The 22660-nt window shown below is 42.0% G+C and carries 17 protein-coding genes; 10 read left to right on the forward strand and 7 right to left on the reverse strand.

Features of this window, described 5'->3' with window-relative positions:
* Nucleotides 1–190: 190 nt before the first annotated feature.
* Nucleotides 191–1582 carry a sulfatase-like hydrolase/transferase gene (locus tag PBT90_RS18020; protein ID WP_270130506.1) on the reverse strand — a complete coding sequence of 464 codons (1392 nt, stop codon included), beginning with the start codon at nt 1580–1582 and terminating at the stop codon, nt 191–193.
* A gap of 488 nt (nt 1583–2070) precedes the next feature.
* On the opposite strand from PBT90_RS18020, the gene PBT90_RS18025 reads away from it, so the two are divergent.
* Nucleotides 2071–3999 (forward strand): ATP-binding protein, encoded by a 1929-nt coding sequence (locus tag PBT90_RS18025; protein WP_264807888.1) that lies wholly within the window; start codon nt 2071–2073, stop codon nt 3997–3999.
* Complete coding sequence (locus PBT90_RS18030; RefSeq protein WP_264807889.1) at nt 3996–4640, forward strand: response regulator transcription factor; 645 nt, start codon at nt 3996–3998, stop codon at nt 4638–4640. The genes PBT90_RS18025 and PBT90_RS18030 overlap by 4 nt, the downstream gene beginning before the upstream one ends.
* Nucleotides 4641–4726: 86 nt before the next feature.
* On the opposite strand, the gene PBT90_RS18035 is transcribed toward PBT90_RS18030, so the two are convergent.
* Nucleotides 4727–5728, reverse strand: a complete 1002-nt coding sequence (locus tag PBT90_RS18035) for a hypothetical protein (RefSeq protein ID WP_264807890.1) — start codon at nt 5726–5728, stop codon at nt 4727–4729.
* Nucleotides 5729–6363: 635 nt separating this feature from the next.
* Here PBT90_RS18035 and PBT90_RS20410 point away from each other — a divergent pair.
* The 6 genes from PBT90_RS20410 (at nt 6364) to PBT90_RS18065 (ending at nt 14560) form a co-directional block, all read left to right on the forward strand.
* Nucleotides 6364–10092 carry a two-component regulator propeller domain-containing protein gene (locus tag PBT90_RS20410; RefSeq protein WP_264807891.1) on the forward strand — a complete coding sequence of 1243 codons (3729 nt, stop codon included), beginning with the start codon at nt 6364–6366 and terminating at the stop codon, nt 10090–10092.
* Between the two features lie 12 nt (nt 10093–10104).
* Nucleotides 10105–10275, forward strand: a complete 171-nt coding sequence (locus PBT90_RS20415) for an ATP-binding protein (protein WP_264811486.1) — start codon at nt 10105–10107, stop codon at nt 10273–10275.
* Nucleotides 10272–10673: a sensor histidine kinase gene (locus PBT90_RS18050; protein ID WP_264807892.1), complete on the forward strand. Its 402-nt coding sequence runs from the start codon at nt 10272–10274 to the stop codon at nt 10671–10673. Before PBT90_RS20415 ends, PBT90_RS18050 begins: the two co-directional genes overlap by 4 nt.
* Nucleotides 10674–10935: 262 nt before the next feature.
* Nucleotides 10936–11658, forward strand: coding sequence for an alpha/beta hydrolase (locus PBT90_RS18055; RefSeq protein WP_333482150.1), 723 nt, complete (start codon nt 10936–10938; stop codon nt 11656–11658).
* 132 nt (nt 11659–11790) lie between these two features.
* Nucleotides 11791–13332 carry a M20/M25/M40 family metallo-hydrolase gene (locus tag PBT90_RS18060; RefSeq protein ID WP_264807894.1) on the forward strand — a complete coding sequence of 514 codons (1542 nt, stop codon included), beginning with the start codon at nt 11791–11793 and terminating at the stop codon, nt 13330–13332.
* A 142-nt stretch (nt 13333–13474) separates the two neighbouring features.
* Complete coding sequence (locus PBT90_RS18065; RefSeq protein ID WP_264807895.1) at nt 13475–14560, forward strand: serine hydrolase domain-containing protein; 1086 nt, start codon at nt 13475–13477, stop codon at nt 14558–14560.
* Nucleotides 14561–14579: 19 nt separating this feature from the next.
* On the opposite strand, the gene PBT90_RS18070 is transcribed toward PBT90_RS18065, so the two are convergent.
* From PBT90_RS18070 to PBT90_RS18085, 4 genes are all read right to left on the reverse strand, one after another.
* Nucleotides 14580–16100: an arylsulfatase gene (locus PBT90_RS18070; RefSeq protein ID WP_264807896.1), complete on the reverse strand. Its 1521-nt coding sequence runs from the start codon at nt 16098–16100 to the stop codon at nt 14580–14582.
* Nucleotides 16101–16102: 2 nt separating this feature from the next.
* Complete coding sequence (locus tag PBT90_RS18075) at nt 16103–16642, reverse strand: ATP-binding protein (RefSeq protein ID WP_264807897.1); 540 nt, start codon at nt 16640–16642, stop codon at nt 16103–16105.
* Nucleotides 16635–17246, reverse strand: a complete 612-nt coding sequence (pnuC, locus tag PBT90_RS18080) for a nicotinamide riboside transporter PnuC (protein ID WP_264807898.1) — start codon at nt 17244–17246, stop codon at nt 16635–16637. Before pnuC ends, PBT90_RS18075 begins: the two co-directional genes overlap by 8 nt.
* A 111-nt stretch (nt 17247–17357) precedes the next feature.
* A complete protein-coding gene (locus PBT90_RS18085; protein WP_264807899.1) occupies nt 17358–17882 on the reverse strand; it encodes a hypothetical protein in 525 nt (174 codons plus the stop codon).
* Between the two features lie 269 nt (nt 17883–18151).
* Between PBT90_RS18085 and uvrA the strand changes: the two genes are divergently transcribed.
* Both uvrA and PBT90_RS18095 read left to right on the forward strand, forming a co-directional pair.
* On the forward strand, nt 18152–20968 hold the full coding sequence (gene uvrA, locus PBT90_RS18090) for an excinuclease ABC subunit UvrA (RefSeq protein WP_264807900.1): 2817 nt from the start codon (nt 18152–18154) through the stop codon (nt 20966–20968).
* Nucleotides 20969–21058: 90 nt separating this feature from the next.
* Nucleotides 21059–21637, forward strand: a complete 579-nt coding sequence (locus PBT90_RS18095; RefSeq protein WP_264807901.1) for a PsbP-related protein — start codon at nt 21059–21061, stop codon at nt 21635–21637.
* 13 nt (nt 21638–21650) lie between these two features.
* Here the strand turns inward: PBT90_RS18095 and PBT90_RS18100 are convergent, their stop codons facing one another.
* Nucleotides 21651–22538, reverse strand: coding sequence for a DUF4221 family protein (locus tag PBT90_RS18100; protein ID WP_333482151.1), 888 nt, complete (start codon nt 22536–22538; stop codon nt 21651–21653).
* Nucleotides 22539–22660: the final 122 nt, after the last annotated feature.

Raw genomic sequence — 22660 nt, forward strand, 5'->3', positions numbered from 1 at the left:
TTAATCTAGAATTGGAGAGCAGGTATTCAAATTGCATATATCCGCAATCAAATCTCTAGCCAAATGAAATAAGGTATGCAGTTATGAAAAGGAAGCAGTGGTCTGTGGACCGTAGTCTGTGGACGATTTGACCTTACCTGATTTTAGTTGTCACATTATTGTTTCACTTTCATCATTCCGGATTTCCGTGTTATTTATCAAACCTATCCGGGTGCAATTCTGAGTATTTTTTCTCCTCAGATAAACCCATGAAAACAGGATCCATCAGGGACATTTCCCATTCCTTGATCAGGTGTTCTATTGCTTTCACACGATCTTTCTGACCATAGGCTAAATTCACCTTTTCAGCAATGTCTTTTTGAATGTCAAAGAGATAGGTTGTTTCCCTCTCCATAATTTGCTTGCTGTCCAATGTTCTGATCGCAAATTTATTGGCATTATAGTTTCTCCAGTAGAGTTCTTGGTGAGGAACTCCTTTGTCCTCGCCAGTCAGGTATGGAATCAGGTTTACTCCATCAAGTTCGTTTTTTGGGGTCACCTTTGCCAAAGCTACCGCAGTAGAAAAAATATCCAATGAACTTACCGGGTAGTCGTAAGTTGCGCCTGCAGGGATCACGCCTTTCCACTGCACTGCAAAAGGGACTCGGACACCTCCTTCAAAAAAATCACCTTTAAATCCTCTGAGCGGACTGTTATCCGAAGCATTATGGCTAGTGGGACCTCCATTATCAGACAAGAAAAATACTAGCGTGTTTTCGTCAATATCCAATTCCTCCAATTTATCCAGCAATTCACCTACTCCATCATCCACTGCGCTGACCATGGCAGCGTAAGTGCGCCGTTTGAGATCTTTGATGTGTAAAAATCGGTTGAGATATTCCTCTGTGGCTTCCATAGGAGCATGGGGAGCATTGTAAGCCAAATACATTAAAAAGGGCTCTTTCTGATGCCTCTCAACAAAATCAACTGCTTCACGGGACAAGGCATCTGTGAGATATTCTGACTCTTCCACGCGCTCAGTGTTTCTAAGTAATTTTGTATTGTAAGCATCGTACTGCGATTTGGATTGCTCTATGTCTGCTAAGACAAAATCCTTTGGAAAGTACTTGTGTCCCCCGGATAAAAATCCATAAAACTCATCAAAACCCCTTTTATTAGGCCTCAAACTTGGGTGAACGCCCATGTGCCACTTTCCAAAAGCAACCGTGGAATATCCAGCTTTTTTCATGGCAGCTCCAATCGTCTCCTCGCTAAGCGGAAGCCCCATTAGGGAATCCTTGGGTGCCATCAGTGGATTTTTTGAGAAGCCAAACTTATCCTGGTATCTACCAGTCAGTAATCCCGCTCTACTAGGTCCACATACTGCATAGGTCACATAGCCTGAGGTAAAAACCACCCCGTTATTAGCGATGCGATCAATGTTAGGAGTAGGAATTTCGGTGCTTCCATTAAAGCCTACATCGGCATATCCCTGATCATCCGTCAGGATGATAATCACATTTGGCTTCTCCGCTGTAGGTCTTTGCTGGGCAAAAGATATGGTAGACAGCAAAAGTAAATGGAGTACAATAGTCGTTTTCATAGATACTGATTGAATCAAGCTTGAAAATTAATTGGATTTCGGAGCCAAAACATCATTCCGCCCCAAGTACTTCTAGAAAATTTGATCAACCCCCTATGTTTAATGATAATTGGGCTCCTGGCCTAATTATTGAAGAAAAATAGCTTCGGCGGCCCCAGCACAAGAATAGAAAACCACAAAAGTTAGGACTCAGCAGTGGGACAGATTTTCCATGTAGAAATATGGAAATCCACAAACGGCAAGGAATTAAAGATAGGATGAGATAATTTTAACATCTAAACAACTCAAATATGATTATTTAAGACTGTTGTAACACTCAATTTATCCATGATCACCTTTTTTAGCAATATCTATCAAAATAAAGTGACTTGGTACTCGTCCATTTCAGCTGGAAAAATATTACCGACTGCATCACTTACATCATTCTATAAAAATCAAATAATCTCCCATTGGATTTCATGTGAAAAAGGTATTTAGTATGTTCGGCTATGAAGCTTTGTTTGTTGCTCCTTTTCTTTTTGACCTTTTTTGAAGCCAACGCTCAAGTACATCTATATCCGGATTCACTCCTCCAAAACCTACAAACTTTAGAAGAAAAAGACCAGGTATTAGATTTACTCCGAATTGCCTTTTATTACGCACAAGAAAACACGGATTCTGCATTAAACTATGTCAACAAGGCAGAACAGATCTCTATCAAATACCAAGATACTTTGGGAGAAATCATTACCTACCGAATCAAAGGGGTGGTTTTCTTCGAGTCAAACAGGCCCGACTCCACCATTTGGTATTACAGAAAAGGTCGTGCTCTAGCAGAGCTAGCTGGTCAGGATCTTCAACTTGCACATTTCGACAACAATATTGGGATGTATTATTGGAACAAAGGCCTATTGACAGAGGCGCTAGGGCATTTTTATGAAGCTAAAAAAGCCTATGATCTCGAAGAGAATCTCTACGACAAAGCTATGGTCTCCAATAACATTGGGCTGATCTATCAATCCCTAGGTGATTTTGAAAAGGCCTTAACCTACGGTGAAGAAGCGCATGATCTCCGGCGAGCTATTCCGGACAGTATCGATATCATGACATCCCTAGGCAACCTTGCTTTTATCTACACAGAATTGGAAGAATATGACAAATCTGACTCTATCTTGTTTGAAAGCCTCAAGATTTCCGACGCCTTGGACTATGATATCGAAAAATCAAAATCCTATTCAGGCCTGGCGGGCAACCTAGAGCGTCAGAAAAAATTCAAAGAAGCTGAGTCTCTTTATTTGCAAGCAATTGCCCTGTCCAAGGAATTTGTAAATCAATCCCATTTGATGAACCGCTATGCGGAATTGGCAAATCTCTACCTGAAAACGGGGAGGTTCGAAGAAGCCGCTCAGCTAGCAGATTTATCGCTACTCATCTCGGATTCTCTTCAAGTAAAATCTGCAAATTCCTCCGCCTTGATGACATTTGCTTTGAGCAAAATAGCTTTACGGGATCAGGAGGAGGGTTTTAAAGCCCTTGAAGACTACAACAAACTCACCGACTCCATTTTCAATGCACAAAAAGCTACCAGTCTTTCGGAAATGGAAGTGCGCTATGAGACCGAGAAAAAAGAGCAACTAATCGCTCTGCAAGAGGCAGATATAGCCCAACAAAGAGCTATCAATCGGATGCAGCTTTTTATCTCAGCAGGTGGTTTTATTTTGATCTTGCTAGTTGGGGGATTGTGGTACAACAGAAGTCGATACCGCAAGCAGCTCGAAATCCAAGACCTTAAAGCAGCGGAAGAGAAAAATCGCCTGAAAGCGGTCATCGAAGCTGAAGAAAAAGAACGCTCACGTATAGCCCGGGAGCTACACGATGGATTGGGTCAAAGCCTCACTGCAGCTAAAATATTTGTTGGAAGCCTAGGCAAAAACCCTGATTCAGAAGATGAACAGCGATCCAAAGAAAAGTCAATGGGCTTATTAAGTCATTCCATTCAGGAAGTTCGTCAAATTTCCCACAACCTGATGCCCAAAAAATTTGAGGGCCAGGGACTGCTTCAGGCATTGGAAGAAATGGAAGAACTGATCAATAAAACACATCAGATTGATTTTCGCCTAACTCTAGCCTCATTCGTCCTTAGATTGAAAAAAGAAAACCAAGTCCATCTCTATCGAATCATCCAGGAACTGGTAAATAATGGCTTAAAACACGGTGATATTTCCCAAATTGAACTGTCCATTCAGGAAAACAATCAGACACTCAGTATCAATTATCGTGACAATGGCCCTGGATTTTCTGAAAAGGAATTGCATAATAGTACCGGGATCGGCTGGCAGAATATGACCACCCGTGCGGGATTTCTAGGTGGCACCATCAAATTGAACCCTTCTGACCAAGGTGCTGATCTTTTGGTCACAGTCCCCAATAGCTCATGAATGAAGTAAAAACAATCCTCGTAGATGATCATCCCATTGTGATGGAAGGCATTGAAATGCTACTCCACGAAATTTCGGAAATTCAACTTATAGGCAAATTTACCAATGGTAAATCGGCACAGGAATTTCTATCCGCAACCGCTGTAGATTTAATTATCACAGACATCAGTATGCCAGAGCTGGATGGACTACAACTGACCAAGTGGGTAAAAGAAAATCACCCAGAAACCAAGGTCATCATCCTATCCATGCATGACAACGACCACTATGTTCAAGAAATCATTTTGGCAGATGCAGAAGGATACTTACTCAAAGAAAATACAAGTGAAGAGCTGGTGAATGCTGTGAACCGAGTCCTCGATGATGGCATTTATTATAGTGACCAAATTGTCGGAAAACTCAGATCAAATTTCCAACTCCAAAACAAAAAGCATGAAATCCTTCAATCGCTGAGTGAGCGGGAACTAGATGTACTCCAATTGATTATTCAAGAGCTCACCACCCAGGAAATCGCCGATAAGCTATTCATCAGCAGGCATACGGTAGAAAGTCATAAGAAAAATCTATTCAAAAAAACTCATCAAAACAGCTTAGTAGGCTTGGTCAAGTTTTCAATTTCTAACCAACTCATTAATTTATAGGTCCTTGCAAGGTGTTACTTAGAAAAATCTGGGATTTTACCCCAGATTCTATCATACATGTTTTGCAAGTAAGGGTTCAGAAAGAATTAATCTTTCGACTTATCCAGAGCAATAAACTTCTCCATACCCCTAATCAGATCAGCTGCCATTCGTTTGCTGACCACATCAAGTCCGTCCAACTGCCATTCTTCAATTGATCCTTCTGATTTGTTGATTTTGGCGACTTCAAAAGGCTCTACCTCAAGCATGACAGAACTGTAGTTCAAACCATCTCTGTACATATTCATCATACCTGCCCCAATTCTCCCTTTGTACTCCTTGGATTGGTCATCATCTATAGGGCCGACAATCGCAGCTTCAATTTTATGCAATACCATACTTCGTCCGTTCTTGACAAGGCTTACTCCAACTGAGAGAATCAATACGGCATCTAAATCCAAATCTTCAACAAGCAATCCAAGTGTGGCCGGCGCCTTGAAGTCTGTTGACATATTCACAACACTGATTGGATAAAACTCATAGCCTGATGCGGCAACTGAGCCTTCTCCCATTTCTGAATTGTATAGGAAAGAGGTAATAGAACCGAGTGTCTTGACCAAACCGCTAGTCTCTATCCGACTACCTCCTTCTTCATAAATCTTTCGCTTTTCCTCATCTGTGAGAAACTCACTAGGCTCTACTAGCGCTATCCCCTTCGCTTGGAATTGATCTTGAAATATGGGAAGAATAGACTCCAAGAAATGATCTGCCACAAGATTGCTTCCTTCCGGTGTTAGAAAATTTTTCTGATACACAGTGGTTTGTGCCACTTTGGAGGAATTTGTTACTGAGTAATCCCACACTTGCATGGATAAAACACCAATTTTCTTAGGGTTTGGTAAATTCTCTTCCTCTAGGAGCTCTTCATTGAGTAAGCCTTGGAGCTGATCTATCGAGTTGCTGTAATTTCGGTAGTTTTTGACAAGCTTATCCCATTTTTTGTCATTTAGCTCCGCAATATCTTGAAGAGATTTCTGTGCAAATACATGGGTAGAGAGACATAAAATTAATAGTATGAAGAAAGTTAAAGTTTTGTATAATGATTTCATTTTCTTTTGATTATTAAATAAGTATTGCTTGAAATTCAGAAATCAGATCGCTCACTTAAGTAGCCGTCGAAGGTTCAAAAGCGACTAATCTGACTGATTCAAAAGTCCACGATTACTGATCCAATATCAATCCCTAATTGTGGGGATATTTTATCACTATCAATCGAGCAGCCTCTATATTTTTACAATTTCCGTTTCATTTTACCAGCACTTTTTCCCATTAAGAGAAAAAACCCAATCCCTCATTCAACAGATAGATGATGATTTAAACGTGAATCCTAGTTGATCTATTTTAAGTGACAACTCGCTGTCTCTCCACAACTATACACTTTTTCACAACCTACATTTTTCTAGGTTTAAGATTCAAAAAATCCAATTTATTATGCTGTTTTGAATTGAATTCTCTTCATAATCCCTTATTTTCAGAGAAGTAAGTACTCATTAGAATTGTAATATTTTTAGTATGCATGCAAGTTTTACCAGATTCATTTTTCCCACATTTTACTAATCAGTCAAAATCCTTGTATGTCAATTTAAGATGTTATTGGAAGTTTTTCATTTCCATCCATAACCCGACTTAGGGTAATTATTAAATGATTAAAGTCTCCTTTTCCCTCCCATAAATTTTTAATTAGATGAAGAATCTCATGATAAGCTCAATAGTTAGAACGATTACGATTTTTACACTTTCCTTTTTTGTCCTATGGCCATTGACGTTAAATGCCCAAGAAATTCAGTTAGAAACAATCTCTATTTCCAATGGCCTGGCTTCCCCACAAGTCATGGACGTGATGCAAGACAGCTATGGGTTGATTTGGCTAGCCACAGGAAACGGGATCCAGCGCTACGATGGCTACACTTGGAAGACCTTTCGGAATACTATTGGCAATCCAAACACGCTTCAAAACAATGTGACTTTTGACATCGAGGAGGATAAAAATCATGATCTGTGGATCGCAAATGATAAAGGAGTTACTAAGTATGATAGATCCGAGAACACATTTACCAATTACGATTTTGAGCAAATTTTTGACTTAGCTCTAGGGTCAGGGAGGACATTCAATATACTGGCTGATTCTCAAGGTAGAATTTGGGCAACCACAGCGGCTAAAGAAATAGTTCTTTTTTCACCAGAAAAGAATACTTGGGAATTGGCTCCTTATGAACATTTAGAGAAAACCAATACGTCGCGCCTTGGTATTTCTTTTCCTATAATTGAAGATGAAGATGGCGGGATTTGGGCTGGCTCATCCAGCTACGGGTTATTGCATTTCCCTAAAGGAGGACCAGGGTTTAAGCCGATTGAATTTGATCAATTTGTTGACTTCAGCTCTACCATAAACGGTATTACCGGGCTGTATATTGATAAGGATGGAATTCTCTGGATCACAAGTAGATTAGGAATTCATAAGTATAATCTAGCTACCAAAGAGCTAAAAATGCTTGCTGAATACGATTATGCTTTGGATGATATCTATAGTTCGCTGAATTCCATCAAAGAGGATAGGGATGGCAATATTTGGGTTTTAAATAATTTCAGAGGGGTATTAAAGTTTGAAGGGAATACTGATTCATTTCAGGAGGTGCTTATCCCAGGAAATAGAAAAATAAATTCCGGCGGGTGGACTCACCGCTTTACACATATGCTGGTTGACTCCAGTGGGATCATCTGGTTTGGCTCACTAACTAATGGATTGTTCAAATACGATCCAATAAACAAACCATTTAAGTATTTTAGTAATCAACCGGAAGACCCAAACTCAATTAGCCCTGGAGGTGTTTTTGGACTTTATACCTCTAAAATCAACCCAGGTAAAGTGTTCATAGGAACACGTGGGCATGGCATTAATATTTTTGATAGTTCTGATAAGTCAATCACTAAGGTGAATTTTTCTTCTGCAAACGATATGTTCGGTGGGTCTTCCCGATCAATTTATGAGCAAAAAGACGGGACAATTTGGATAGGAACCTGGGGTGATGGCTTGATAAAAATGGATAAAGATTACAATGAAATCAAACGCTTCAAGAATGATCCAGATGATAATAATAGTCTGATCAATGATCAAGTTCGGGTAATCAGAGAGGACAGAAGCGGCAAGTTATGGATAGGCACTAATGGAGGCTTAGATGTTTTTGATCCCAAAACAGAAACTTATACGGAAATAGTAAGCCAGTACGCCAAATCATATTCTGATGAGATCATTGCCAAGGTGAACACGTGGTTGGAAAATGATGAAGCCTTGGCCATCATAGATAATGTAACTGAAAACAAAGAGCTTACCCAGGAAGTAGAAATCACAGAAAAAGCTACCTATTTTTTGGTGACAGTTGGCGAAGGAGATCTTACTAGCATGGCTGATTTTGGATGGCTAAGAAATCCTTCCGGGGAGACTATCGCTGGTATGGAGTTATTTGGAGACAGTTTTTTCGCAGGTGGAAGTCCAAAGAATCGAATGCAAATCACTCAACTTGAGCTAACTCCGGGAACCTACTCTTTACGATATTCTTCCGATGATAGCCACCATTACAACAGTTGGAACGCTCCAGAGCCAGAGTTTCTTCCACTTTATGGTATAGCCCTTTTCAAGCAGGAAAACCAGGCCGAAAGCCAGGCACAAGTGGTGAATATCAACGAACAAAATGCTGAAATAATCATTCAGGATCCAAACATCTCTGATATAGAAATAGGAAAAAAATACATCTGGATATCGAGCTTAAATGCCGGTCTGACTCAGATAGATCCTGAGACAAATTCCTTTAAATACTATACCAGTGACCCGCTGGATCCTGCCACATTAAGTAGCATACAAGTCAACGATGTATTCGAAGATGAAAATGGACTAGTTTGGATGGCTACCTATGGAGGTATCAATATCCTGGATCCCAACTCTGGAGAAATTTCCAGATATACTGAAGAAGATGGATTACCCACCAACTTTTTGGAAACTATCCTTCCTGGAGAAAACGGCGAAATGTGGCTTTCGTCACGCAATGGTCTAATCCAAATGATCCGTAATGAATCTCTGCATAAAGTGACCTTTATCAATTACAATGAAGATGATGGAATTGGTGGTGATGTATTCATATCATTAGCTGCTGAAAAAACTCCGAACGGTGATTTTTATTTTGGCGGAGATCATGGCCTGACAACATTTTCTACCATAGCCTCAAACAAAGTTCCGCCGTCTGTGATCATCTCCAATCTTTCTATTTCCAATCGCTCAGTATATGATATGGCAGAAAATTCTCCGCTGGAAGAAGACCTTCTTTCTACCAATGCCATTATTCTTCGACACAATCAGAATGACCTAAGCTTCGAATTTGCTGCGCTTCATTACGCCAATCCCACCAAAAATCAGTACGCCCACATGATGGAAGGCTTGGATGAAGATTGGGTGTATGATAATAGAAACTTTGCTTCTTATACCAATCTGGAACCTGGCACCTACACCTTTAAGGTCATTGCTTCCAACGCCTACGGAGTTTGGAATGAAGAAGGAACTTCTCTTTTATTAACCATCCTTCCGCCCTGGTGGAAAACCTGGTGGGCATATACGCTTTACCTTCTTGCACTTGGACTGGTCATTTTTGTGGCCTATTCAGAACTGAAAAGAAGAATTAGAGTGAAGGAAAGAGCTCAAAGTTTGGAGCGGGAAGTGGCCCAATCCAAAGAAATCGAGAAAGCTTACACTAAATTGAAAGCTACCCAATCGCAGCTGATCCAATCCGAAAAGATGGCTTCCCTCGGAGAACTTACTGCGGGTATCGCCCATGAGATTCAGAATCCGTTGAATTTTGTGAATAACTTCTCGGACGTCAGTGTCGAATTGATCGATGAGATGCAGGAGGAATTGGGTCAGGGTAACACGCAGTTGGCTATTGAGATTTCAAATGATCTGAAAGAAAATCTGACTAAGATCAACCATCATGGGAAGCGAGCTGACTCAATCGTGAAAGGGATGCTGGAACACAGTCGTGTAAATTCACGAGATGTACAGCCTACTAACCTAAATGCACTTGCAGATGAATTTCTGAGATTGAGCTACCATGGCTTACGAGCAAAAGATAAGACTTTTAATGCCGATTTCTCGACCGAGCTAGCACCTAACCTTCCAAAGGTAGATGTTGTCAGTCAGGATATTGGCAGAGTAATTTTGAACCTGATAAACAATGCCTTCTATGCCTGTGCTGAGCGTAGTCGAAGTGCAGTAGATGATAAAACCAAAGAGCTGAAAAGCAAGGATGGTGATCAGGGTGAATACAAGCCAAAAGTCGTCGTACGGTCTAGATTAGTGGACCTAGCTGGGAATATGGGAGGAGTGGAAATAGCTGTAGAAGATAATGGCGGAGGAATTCCTAAATAAATCAAGTACAAGATTTTCCAGCCTTTCTTTACTACCAAACCTACAGGGAGTGGCACTGGCCTTGGGCTATCTCTCAGCTACGATATTATCAAGGCCCACGGTGGTGACCTACGGGTAAAAAGTGTGGAAGGTGAAGGCACAGAAATGATCATCTTTTTACCGATCAAAAACCAATTAATATGAAATCTAGCCTGCCAGACAGGGATGTCGAAATATACAAACAACTAGATCTTGACCCAGCTTTATCAAAGGTAGGTGTGGTGGCCTCAGTTATCGGGCGAATAATTTTGACACTGGTGAACAATACTTTTTATGCAAGAAGCAGAAAAGACCTGGAAGGTTATGAAAACCTTCCAGGTCTCAGTCCCCTTGTCATCGTCAGTACAAAAAACTTCGGCGATATAATTCAGACCCCCGTCCAAGATAACGGCTCTGGCATCTCAAACTCCATCAAAGACAAGATCTTCCAGCCTTTCTTCACCACCAAGCCGACAGGTCAAGGAACAGGTCTGGGCTTGAGTTTGAGCTATGCTATTGTGAAAGCACTTGGCGGAGTTTCGTATCAAAAGTACGGTTGGTGAAGGAACAGAAAAGGTCATCTTATTACAAATAGTGGACTATCCGCCTAACAAAAAATCATAGCTTTCATTTACTTCCAAGTGCCTTTTTTAACTAGCTATACAGGAATTCCAGGTAATCCTTGCCATTTTTACTATCGAACCTCCTAAATCAAATCTCTTAATGAACAGTAAAAACTCTTCCTTTCTAGTTTTTACATTTTTCTGCCTAATAGCTTTTAATTCCTTCGCAAGTGTGGACACAGTGGCAACTTTTAGCCCATCCATGCAAAAAGAGATAAAAGCGGTGGTGATCACCCCAAAGGATTATGATGAATCCAAAGATTACCCAGTCGTCTGTTTACTTCACGGGTATTCAGGAAACTACTCCGACTGGATCGCGAAAGCCCCTCAATTAGAGTCCTATGCAGATCAATATGACATGATCATCGTAAATCCCGACGGAAACTTTGGCAGCTGGTATTGGGACAGCCCAGAAGTGGAAAGCTCCAAATACGAAACTTATGTAGGAAAAGAATTGGTAGAGTTTTTAGGCCAAAAATATAGCACCGTAAAAAGTCGTGATGGACGAGCTATCATTGGCTTGAGCATGGGCGGACATGGGGCTTTGTTTCTGGCTTTTCGGCATCAGGACACCTTTGGCGCAGCGGGAAGCTTAAGCGGAGGCGTTGATATTGGGCCGTTTCCAGAAAACTGGGAAATGAAAAAACACCTTGGCACCAAAAGAGAAAATCCTGAGCGCTGGGAAGAATATTCTGTGATGTGCCAAATCAATCGTCTGATTCCAAATAAGTTGAAGCTAATCATTAGCTGTGGTACAGAAAATTTCTTCTACGAAGTGAATGTGAGACTCCACGAAAAACTGGCTTACAATAATATTCCTCATACCTTCATTACTGGCCCAGGAGGCCATACCTGGGACTATTGGAGAGATGCTGTTCCTTATCAGCTGCTGTTTTTCCACAATTATTTTGCAAGCGCCAACTAATACCTCTTTGTTTCACTCAGAGCTATTGGTTTTCCAAAAAAGCAAGAAGTCAATAGATTCGGTCAAAAATCCACCAACGGCGCGGATTTGAACATAGCAAAGCATAATTTTAACCATTAAAACAACTCAAATATGAAAAAGAGATACCTATTAGGCGTGGGTCTGATGTTGCTTTTGGGCACACAGGTTCAGGCACAAGATGAAGTCATTGACAAAATCATTGCAGAGGAAACTGAAAATTCCCAGCTCAAGCAGCTCGGCCATGAGTTATTGGATGGGATAGGTCCTAGATTGGTGGGAACTCCTCAAATGCAGAAAGCTCATGATTGGGCAGTAGAAAAATTTGAAAGCTGGGGCATAGAAGCCCGTAATGAGCAGTGGGGCGAATGGAAATCCTGGGAACGGGGAATTACCCATATAGACATGGTAGCTCCATGGACCAAGTCACTTTCTGGGCAGCAGCTAGCCTGGAGCCCCGCTTCTCCAGAAGGAGGCGCTCAGGGTGAGGTGGTAGTATTGCCGGAAGTAGCAGATCAAGCAGCATTTGAAGCTTGGCTACCTTCTGTAAAAGGAAAATACGTAATGATCTCAGCTCCTCAGGTAACCGGTCGTCCGGATTACAACTGGGAGGAATTCGCCACAGAGGAGTCTTTCGAAAAAATGAAGGAAGAGCGCAGCGAATCCAATAGAGCCTGGAATGAAAGATTGAGAAATACCGGGAAAGGAAGAAGAGAATTGCCAGCAGCACTGGAAGAAGCCGGAGCTTTGGGCATAATTACCTCGTACTGGTCGCAAGGATTCGGAGCCAACAAAATTTTCTCCGCATATACCAGTGAAGTTCCTACTGTAGACCTTTCATTAGAAGACTATGGTTTGCTTTTCAGATTAGCTGAAGGTGGTGAGAAACCTGTTATCAACCTAAACGCTCAGTCTAAAGACCTAGGCGTAGCACCTACTTTCAATACCATTGCCGAAATCAAAGGTACCGAAAAACCTGACGAGTATGTGTTGCTATCAGCACACTTTGACTCTTGGGATGGCGGTACAGGTGCTACCGACAACGGTACCGGTAGTATCATGATGATGGAAGTAATGCGCGTACTGAAAAAAGTGTATCCTAATCCCAAAAGAACCATCCTAGTAGGGCTTTGGGGATCTGAAGAGCAAGGGCTGAATGGTTCTAGAGCTTTTGTGGAAGATCATCCAGAAATGATGGAAAAAATCCAGGCGCTTTTCAATCAGGATAATGGAACCGGCCGTGTGGTAAATCTATCAGGTCAGGGCTTTGTGGATAGCTATGAATATCTGGGCAGATGGCTTTCTAAAGTACCAAGAGAGATTACCAGAGAGATTGAAACCAACTTCCCGGGTAACCCAGGTGGTGGCGGATCTGACTACGCTTCTTTTGTAGCGGCGGGAGTACCAGCTTTTTCGCTTAGCTCCTTGAACTGGTCTTATTTTAATTACACTTGGCACACCAACCTGGACACCTATGACAAGATCATCTTTGATGATGTGCAAAGCAACGTCATCTTGGCTGCAATCATGGTGTATATGGCTAGTGAAGAAGAGAACATGGTATCTAGAGAAGTGCGTGTTCCGATCGGAAGAAATGGCGAGCCTACAGACTGGCCGGCGATGCGTTCACCTACCAGAAAGGGTGGTCTGGACTAAGTCAACAATACCTCTAGCTATATTATTAATGTCACGGAATTCCGTGGCATTTTTTTTCCTAGTGATAGTACACCTACTTAAAAATTGTGATTAGCGCAAGCCGAATTCCTTTTGTAAATTCCTGCCTTATTTATACCTCACTATGAAAAGTTTTCGTCCTTTCCTGCTGCTTTTACTTATGGGAGTTCTTAATCCTCTTTTTGCGCAGCAAAGGGTCCTGAAAAAAGCACTGAAAAGAACGGATGCCAATGGCTTTTCCGGAGTGGTACTTACCGCCAACAAGGGGAAAATTCTAGTGGAGGAAGCCATAGGCTTGCGCTCCTATGAGGAATCTGTCCCACTGGAAACCACTGATATTTTTGAATTGGCATCTCTTTCTAAGCAGTTCACCGCTATGATGGTGATGATTTGCAAAGAAAAGGGCTTGCTGCAGTTTGATGATATGGCAGAAAACTATGTGGCAATTCCCTACAAAGGGATCAGCATACGGAACCTACTGACCCACACCAGTGGATTGCCGGATTATCAGGCGATTATGGATGAGTACTGGGACAAAAGCCAAGTAGCTGGAAACCCTGAAATATTGGAATACTTGAGAAAGTATGCGCCCCCCAAATCCTTTGAACCCGGTGAAAAATATGAATACAGCAATACTGGCTACGTGATTTTGGCAAGTATTGTGGAAAAAGTCACCGGTGAGGACTTTGTGAAGCTCAGTAAGGAATGGATTTTTGAGCCATTGGAAATGCAAAACACAGCTATAAGGTCTTTAGAAGAAAAAGCTAATGTGGAAAACTTTGCCGCAGGCCATCTGAAAAATAAGCAAGGACAATATGTAAATGCCAATACTTTCCACTCTTCAGATTATACCGTCTGGCTGGGAAATCGCAAAGGACCAGGCCGGGTAAGCAGTAGCGCTGAGGATCTCCTGAAATGGGACCAGGCTCTTTATACAGACAAACTGGTCTCGCAAAAAACCCTCACTGAGGCTTTCACCCCTTTTGAATTGAATAATGGAACCTTAAGCTACTATGGATTTGGATGGGAAATCAAGATACAAAGTCCATTTGGCAAGGTAGTCATGCATACGGGTAGCAATCCGGGCTACAGCACCATCATTGCCAGATATATTGAGGAAAATAAAACCGTCATAGTCTTGAATAATAACGCTCACCCAGACATGATGAAAGTGGTAGAATCAGCAAATCTTTCTTTTGGGAAGAAATAAGGGGTGGATAGCCGGAAAATCAATCCCCCAAAGCTGGCATTCTGAAAGTACTTACCTCGGGCGCTTCATGTTCCTTGGCCATGATTTCTTCGAATTCTTTAATCAAGTCAGGATGCTCAGCCGCTAGGTTATTTTGCTCCAAAATATCATTTGAAAGGTCATAAAGCTCAATTTCCAAGTTGTTTTCCTTTTTAATATTCTGCCTGACTGCTTTCCATTTCCCCATTCGTACGGCCTGCTGCCCACCCGTTTCGGGAAACTCCCAATACAGGTAATCGTGTTTTTCCTGAGCTTCTCCCATCAGCTCAGGCAGAAAGCTTTTCCCATCCAACTCCTCAGGAACCGGCATTCCTACCAACTCCGCAAGCGTGGGGAAAATATCATAGAACACAGAAATATGATCTGAAGTGCTTTGCGTGATTTTACCAGGCCAGCTGACCAGCATAGGAACTCTGATCCCTCCTTCATAAAGAAAGCCTTTAGTTCTTCCAAACCCATTGGCAAACGGCGTGGAACTCTCAAAGTACTCGGAATCTACTCCTCCGGCATAGGTAGGCCCATTATCGCTGGTCACGATGATAATAGTATTTTCCTCTAATCCCAGCTCTTTTACCCTTGCTCTGACCTCTCCGATCTGCTGATCCAGTTTACTGATCATGGCCGCATAGGTGGCATTTGGATATTGGTTTGGAAAATAGCCCTTACTCCCATCATAGGGCTCTTCAGTGCCAAACTCAGCGATGTAGCTCTCTCTATCCTCGCTAGGAATCTGAAGCGGAACATGGGGAAGTGGGGAAGCATAATACAAGAAAAACGGTTCATCCTTGTTTTCCTGAATGAAAGACAAGGCCTTTTCATGCATCAAGTCCGGAGCATAATCCTTTTGCTCATATTTGGCATAGCTGGCCGGATCATTAGGATCAGCCCCTGGTTCTAGTTTAGTAGCTGGCACCACCAATTCATTGTCCAGCAAAATCTTCTCTTCGTTTTCCCAAAGGTGATTAGGGTAGAGATTATGTGCCTGACGCTGGCAATTGTATCCGTAGAAATAGTCAAAACCCAGATTGGTAGGGATTCCTTCTGTCATAGGCCCTCCCAGTCCCCACTTGCCAACTATACCCGTTTTGTAACCAGCTTTTTGCAGCATTTTACTGAGCGTTTCTGTATTCGCCGGAATGTTACGCTGCCCTTCCAGATTGGGGTCAGCTGCTGCTTTGGCGTAATCCCAGACATCGCCCCGCTCTTTCATGGCATCATTTCCCCTAATGTAAGCATGCCCCATATGCTTGCCAGTAAGTAAAACACACCTTGCTGGAGCGCAGACAGGAGCTCCCGAATAATGATTGGTGAATACCATGCCCGTTTCTGAAAGGGCATCAATATTTGGGGTTTTGATCTTTTTCTGACCTTGATATCCCACCTCGCCATAGCCTAGATCATCTGCTAAAATTAATATAACATTGGGGCTTTGAACCTCAGGCTCCTTAGTATCACATGCGATGCAAATACCGCAAATAACAAGCAAAAGTAAATTTTTCATTTCTAGGTCTTTTGCCCAAAAATAGTGTTTTTAATGTGAGATATTGAATCTTCGAGTCTTTTTTCCCGCGAACCAGAGATAATATAATGTGGAAAACCACTTTCTGCGGCTAATTTTTTATACAAATCCAGAAAGTAATCCCGCATTTCCAAATCAGGGTATTCGCGCAATGGATCCGGCTCCCAAGGCAAGTCAGTAGCTGTCAATAGTATCAAATGGTAGCTTCTAGCCTGCATTTGCGCCAAAACCCAAGGATCGGTTTTTCCAAACCTATGCTGCGACCAAATGTGGATAACTCTTAAATCTGTATCACAAAAAAGATATTGATCTGCTTCATTCGCCATCTTATCTTCCAGTGCCACCTGACCTTTGCCTATAGCTAGCATATCCTCGTAGCTATACTCCCGACCCAGCTCTTCCAAGTATTCCCGGGCAAACTCCGGAACCCAGGGTTCACAAAAATGATTGGCCAAATCAGCAGCCAAAGTGCTTTTTCCGGTAGATTCCGGACCTAATATTAAAATTCGCTTTGCCTCAGCCATGCTCTTTTGCAGATTTGATCCAAGCAATTAAACCCATAATTGCTAAAACAGTAAAAAAAAGATACTGAAATGAAGTCAAAATCAATCCTTTGTAGAAGTAAAGCGGTACTGCCACAAAGTCCGTGATAATCCAAAAAATCCAGTTTTCCACCTTCTTTTTAGCCATCAACCACATCCCTACAAACGCCGAAGCAGTAGTAAAGGAATCCCAATACGGCACATCGCTATCGGTAAAATTCACTAAGACGTAGGAAAGCACAAAATACGAGAGCAAGAATATCCCGCTAGCTACTGCCCAGCCACTGGCTTTCATCCAAGTCACCGGAAGTTCGGTTTTGCCCTCCTTCGGATGTGTCCAGACATACCAGCCAAAAATCGACATACTAAAATAATAAGCATTGATCCCCATGTCTGCGTAGAGTTTGTATTGAAAACAAATCCATACATAGATCAGCGTAGAAATAATCCCGGTGGGATAAACCAGGATATTCACTTTCATGGAATAATACACCGAGGCAATCCCAAAAAAAACCGCAAAAGCTTCCAGCCAGGTCATCTGACGCAGCCCTTCAGTAAATCCTTCGATCAAAAACTGGAAATCCATCCTGCGAAGAAAAGGATTTTTATGGTAAGATTAGAAAATTGAAAAAGCTGCCAATAAAAATGCCTTCCATAGCTGAAAGGCATTTTTAATAGTAATCTATATCGTTAATCTCTACTGATCAAAATCTTTAACAAGCTCATAAATAGGCTTTTCCCCATCATTCTGCATATCCCAAATGAGATCTTCATTGAGCCAAAGTTTTCTTATCATAACAGAGTTGCCGCTGTAACTAAATTCAGCTTCCAATTTATCCGCAGACCCATCCTTCCATTCCAAATAAGTGGTCGGAATTTCTTCATCCTCAGATGAATTCAGAATCACGTTCAACATATACTTATCCACACCGGCTAAGGGTTCCGGTTCGATAATCTTTGGATAGCTTCTCAGGTGATTAATTTTCGAATCATAAACCTCCACTTTCTCTCCATCTAGAAGAAAAGAAACTACCAAATCCCTGGTTACAAGATGATCTGGATTACTAGGGTCGAGCAGATCTACCTGGTCATCATTGACTACATTGAAACGAAAAGAAGTATCAATGTATGTGCATCCACAAGGACCTTCTTTTTCCTGACAAGAGAACAACACTAGCGCAAGTGGTGCGAGGAGCCAAAAACTTCTACTGAAAATTTTCATAATTTCATTTATTAACCTAAAAAGCAATCTCAAAATAAGGATAATTCAAGACACTTTGAAAGTGGGATCGGTCTTGAATTATTGTTTGCCCAATTAGAGAACGCACTGATCTTCAGAAATGCTACAGACTAATTGATTTCCATTTATTAACTCACAAAGCTATCTAACATCAATAGCCAATTTAGCTGATACGCATTAGATCTGACAATTTGCCTTACAGACAAAACTTTGTAAGGAGTTCCTCTGTTCCTTTCGTAACTTTGCCAGCTATGACTTTGAGCACTTTATCCGCTAAAACAGACATCGACTCACTCGATCCCAAAGAATTCATCATCATCAAAAACGCCCGGGTGAACAACCTGAAAAGCCTGAGCGTCGCGATTCCCAGAAACAAATTTGTGGTAGTCACGGGACTATCGGGTTCTGGTAAGTCTTCCTTGGCCTTCGATACACTTTTTGCCGAAGGCCAGAGAATGTATGTGGAAAGCCTAAGTTCCTATGCCCGTCAATTCCTCGGCAGGATGGAAAAACCAGATGTGGAATACATCAGAGGAGTGGCTCCGGCCATCGCCATCCAGCAAAAAGTCAATACTAAAAATCCTAGATCGACAGTAGGAACCACTACCGAAATCTACGATTACCTGAAGCTGCTTTTCTCCCGTGTGGGCAAAACCATTTCGCCAGTTTCGGGCAATGAAGTAAAACACCATACTGTCACCGACATAGTTGACTATATCCAGTCATTTGAAGAAGGGTCCAAAGTCATGATTTCCTGTCCGCTTCAAATTGAGCGCGGAAGGAAGATCAACCAAGAGCTGGAATTGCTTTTGCAAAAAGGCTATACACGAATTTTGATCGATGATGAAGCGCATTTTGTAGAAGACCTACTTCAGGAAAAGAAAATCCAAAAGGGAAAATACGAGATCCTGATAGACCGTGTGGCCGTGCACAAGGAAGATGAGGATAATCAATTCCGAATTGCCGATTCAGTACAAACAGCGCTTTTCGAAGGCCATGGAGATTGTAAAATCACTATTCCAGGTAAGGAAACCAAAAGCTTTTCGGATCGCTTCGAGCTCGATGGAATGCAATTTGAAATTCCTTCAGTCAACTTTTTCTCATTCAATAATCCCTATGGGGCATGCCGCACCTGTGAAGGTTTTGGAAATGTGCTAGGTATCGATCCGGATCTGGTCATTCCCGAGAAAGACCTTTCGGTTTACGAAGGTGCCATTGCTCCTTGGCGTGGTGAGTCTTCAAGAGCTTGGGTGGAGCCACTTTTGAAAAAGGGAATCGAGTTTGATTTCCCCATTCATCGAGCCTATGAAGATCTGACAGAAAAGGAAAAAGCATTGCTGTGGACTGGAAATAAATATTTCAAAGGCCTCAACGCTTTCTTTAAAGATCTGGAAACCAAAACGCACAAGATTCAGTACCGTGTGATGCTTTCCCGTTTCCGTGGTCGTACTACTTGCCCAGATTGTAAGGGAACGCGCTTACGCAAAGATGCTTCCTACGTCAAAATAGAGGGAAAATCCATCACAGACCTGGTACTCATGCCTATAGATGAGGCACTTGTTTTTTTCAATGAATTAGAACTCCCTACGCATCAGGCCAAAATCGCCAATCGCCTGCTAAAGGAAATCCAAAGTCGATTGGAATATATGGATCAAGTTGGCTTGGGTTACCTCACGCTGAATCGATTGACTTCCACCCTTTCCGGAGGAGAGTTTCAGCGGATCAAATTGGCTACTTCTCTGGGCTCTGCGCTGGTAGGATCCATGTATATTTTAGATGAACCCAGCATAGGTTTGCACCCAAGGGACACCGATCGCTTGATCGGAGTATTGAAGACTCTTCGTGACCTAGGCAACACCGTGATCGTAGTTGAGCATGAGGAAAAAGTAATGAAAGCTGCCGATCAGATCATCGACATCGGTCCAGACGCAGGTGTGAATGGCGGGGAATTACTTTTTCAGGGCCCAATCGAAGAACTGATGACTTCTGCTCAGACCTATACTGCCAAATACCTACGTAATGAGGAGCAGATTTTCAAAAAAGATGGCAACCGAAAGTGGAAGGATACCATCACGGTAAAAGGCGCCCGGGAAAACAACCTGAAAAATATTTCAGTCAAATTTCCGCTAAACACGCTTACCTGCGTAACTGGGGTTTCCGGTTCTGGAAAGTCCACCTTGATCAAGAAAGTTCTTTATCCTGCCTTAGGCAAAATGTTGGGAACCGTCATAGACGAAAGCGGAAAATACGACAAGATAGAAGGTGATTACAAGTCCATTTCGCAAGTAGAGTTTGTGGATCAAAATCCAATCGGTAAGTCTTCCCGCTCCAATCCGGTGACTTATGTGAAAGCTTACGATGCGATACGAATGCTATTTTCTGAACAGCCTATTTCTAAACAGCGAGGCTACAAACCAGCATTTTTCTCCTTCAATGTAGATGGAGGTCGCTGTGAAAACTGTGCCGGTGAGGGGACTACTACCGTTGAGATGCAGTTTATGGCAGATATTCATTTGACCTGTGAATCCTGCAAAGGAAAGCGGTTTAAGAATGAAATCTTGGATGTCAAATACAAAGACAAGGACATCTCCGAAGTACTGGACATGACCATTGATGAAGCTTTGGATTTCTTCAAGGGAAAAACCCAGATCATCAATAAACTTCAGCCCTTGCAGGAAGTCGGGCTTGGCTATATCGGCATGGGACAAAGCTCCAATACCCTTTCAGGTGGAGAAGCTCAACGGGTAAAGCTGGCTTCTTTTCTAGGCAAGGGGGGAACCAAAGCAGGAAATCCTATTCTCTTTATCTTCGATGAACCGACCACAGGGCTTCATTTCCATGACATCAATAAACTCCTCCATTCCATCAATGCCCTGATTGATCAAGGCCACTCGGTCATCATCATCGAGCACAATACCGAAGTGATCAAATCGGCAGACTGGGTAATTGATCTGGGACCTGAAGGCGGAAATAAAGGCGGTTATTTGACTTTTGAAGGAACACCGGAAGATATGATGAAAGAAGAAGGGAATTATACTGCAAAGTACCTGAGAGAGGCTTTTGTGTAGTTTTTGATGAATCAAAGAGCTTCTAGGTCTTATTTCTAATTTCTTAATTATCCTTAAATCAGAACACAGTATTTTAATACCCGCGTCATCATGGATATATTAGTTCAGGTAATTTCTGTTCCCAACTATAAAATCATCATGATTCACCGCCTGCTCGTAATCTTATCCATAGCTTTGCTGCCCTTGGTCGCCACAGCACAAAATAGAGTTGAAGTCACAGATCCCGAAATCAAGTTCAGCTATAGCCTACCGGAAGGCTGGCAGGTCAAAGACGACGGCTACGATTATATTATCCAGTCACCTGATAACCAAGACACCTACATTTCCCTTACCTACGTAGAGAGTGCCAAAGGAGCCGACTATTTAGAATCCTTAGGTGGAAAGCAGTCCTTTGAAGAGGATTTTCTTTTTGAAATACGCTACATTTTGACTGAGGACTTTTCAAACCTAGGTGTGCTGGAAAACGGCAGCACCACCATAGACGAAACAAAAGCGAGCTGGGTGAAATTTTCGCATGGTGAGAATGGTGAGCACCTCGGGGTTTTTTACATGTACCAAAAGCTGAATCAAACCTTCAAAATCACCGGAACTGCCCCAGCGGATCAGTTCGAGAAAGTAAAGCCCAATTTCACCGCTATTATCAATAGCTTTCAGGCAGAGAAGCGGTAGGTTGCATGACTCTTTATTTCAATGGCAACTCTGAATAAAAAGCAAACCTGAGTTCCGACTCATTATCACTATTTGATCGCTGAAAGTAGATACCATTCTCTGCTACATAAGGTCGCGCCAAGTGATCATCTGGCAGTTTGAAATGACCTAAGACCTCCCAATCCTGAGAAATTACATTGATCCAATGATCTCCTCTACGGGTATTGATTCGTTCTCCGTTTTCATCGAAATGCTCTTCCTTTTCAATCCTGTAAAACACTTCCCGGAAGGGATCCCAAACAATATCCCAAAACTGCGCTGAGTACCGGATCGACCTTGCATGATACTCACCTTTCACAAAGTGTGATGGATCAATTCTTCCTTGGATGAAATTCCCCGGCACATCCAGCATCTCCTTATTTCCAGATTCAGGATCCAGCTTGATCACATTTGAAGTAAATGGAAATTGGAAATAAATATGGTTTTGGTCAGTAGAAATAAAAGGGTTTTGAAGCCCTTCATAAAGGGCTAGATTTTCTATAAAGTCCAGATCCAAGTCAATAGGAACAACCTTTTTCACTTCGAATCGATCTGACAATAGATAAACTCCTGCAAAACGAAATGGCTTTTCCAGGCTAAACATTGGCAGAACCAGGTGATCTTGAAATAGTGGAATAGGAGAAATATCATTTAAAACTGAGACAATCCCTTGAGCAGAATTGAAAAATGTTTCCCCACCAAAGGAGAGTTCAGAATTCAGTGGATAGTTTAGCTCTGGTTCATTAGAGCCTTCAGGAAAATAAAAAAGCTGATTATGTGTTTTATAATAATACCCTTTTGCAGTAATAGTAAGACCTCCACCTTGAGTGACTGTAGTAGAGTTGGAAGATTGAAGTTGGACTTGGCCAAGACTCTCCTTCATCTTTAAATCGATTAGATCAATGGAATTCCTTTGGAGAAAATACCCGGCGAACACCTCATTAAAATTGTCTGAGGCAACTGAATAGGTGTTCGAGAAATTATCCGAAATGGGGATAGAAATGA

The sequence above is a fragment of the Algoriphagus sp. TR-M9 genome, assembly GCF_027594545.1.
Classification (GTDB): Bacteria; Bacteroidota; Bacteroidia; order Cytophagales; family Cyclobacteriaceae; genus Algoriphagus; species Algoriphagus halophytocola.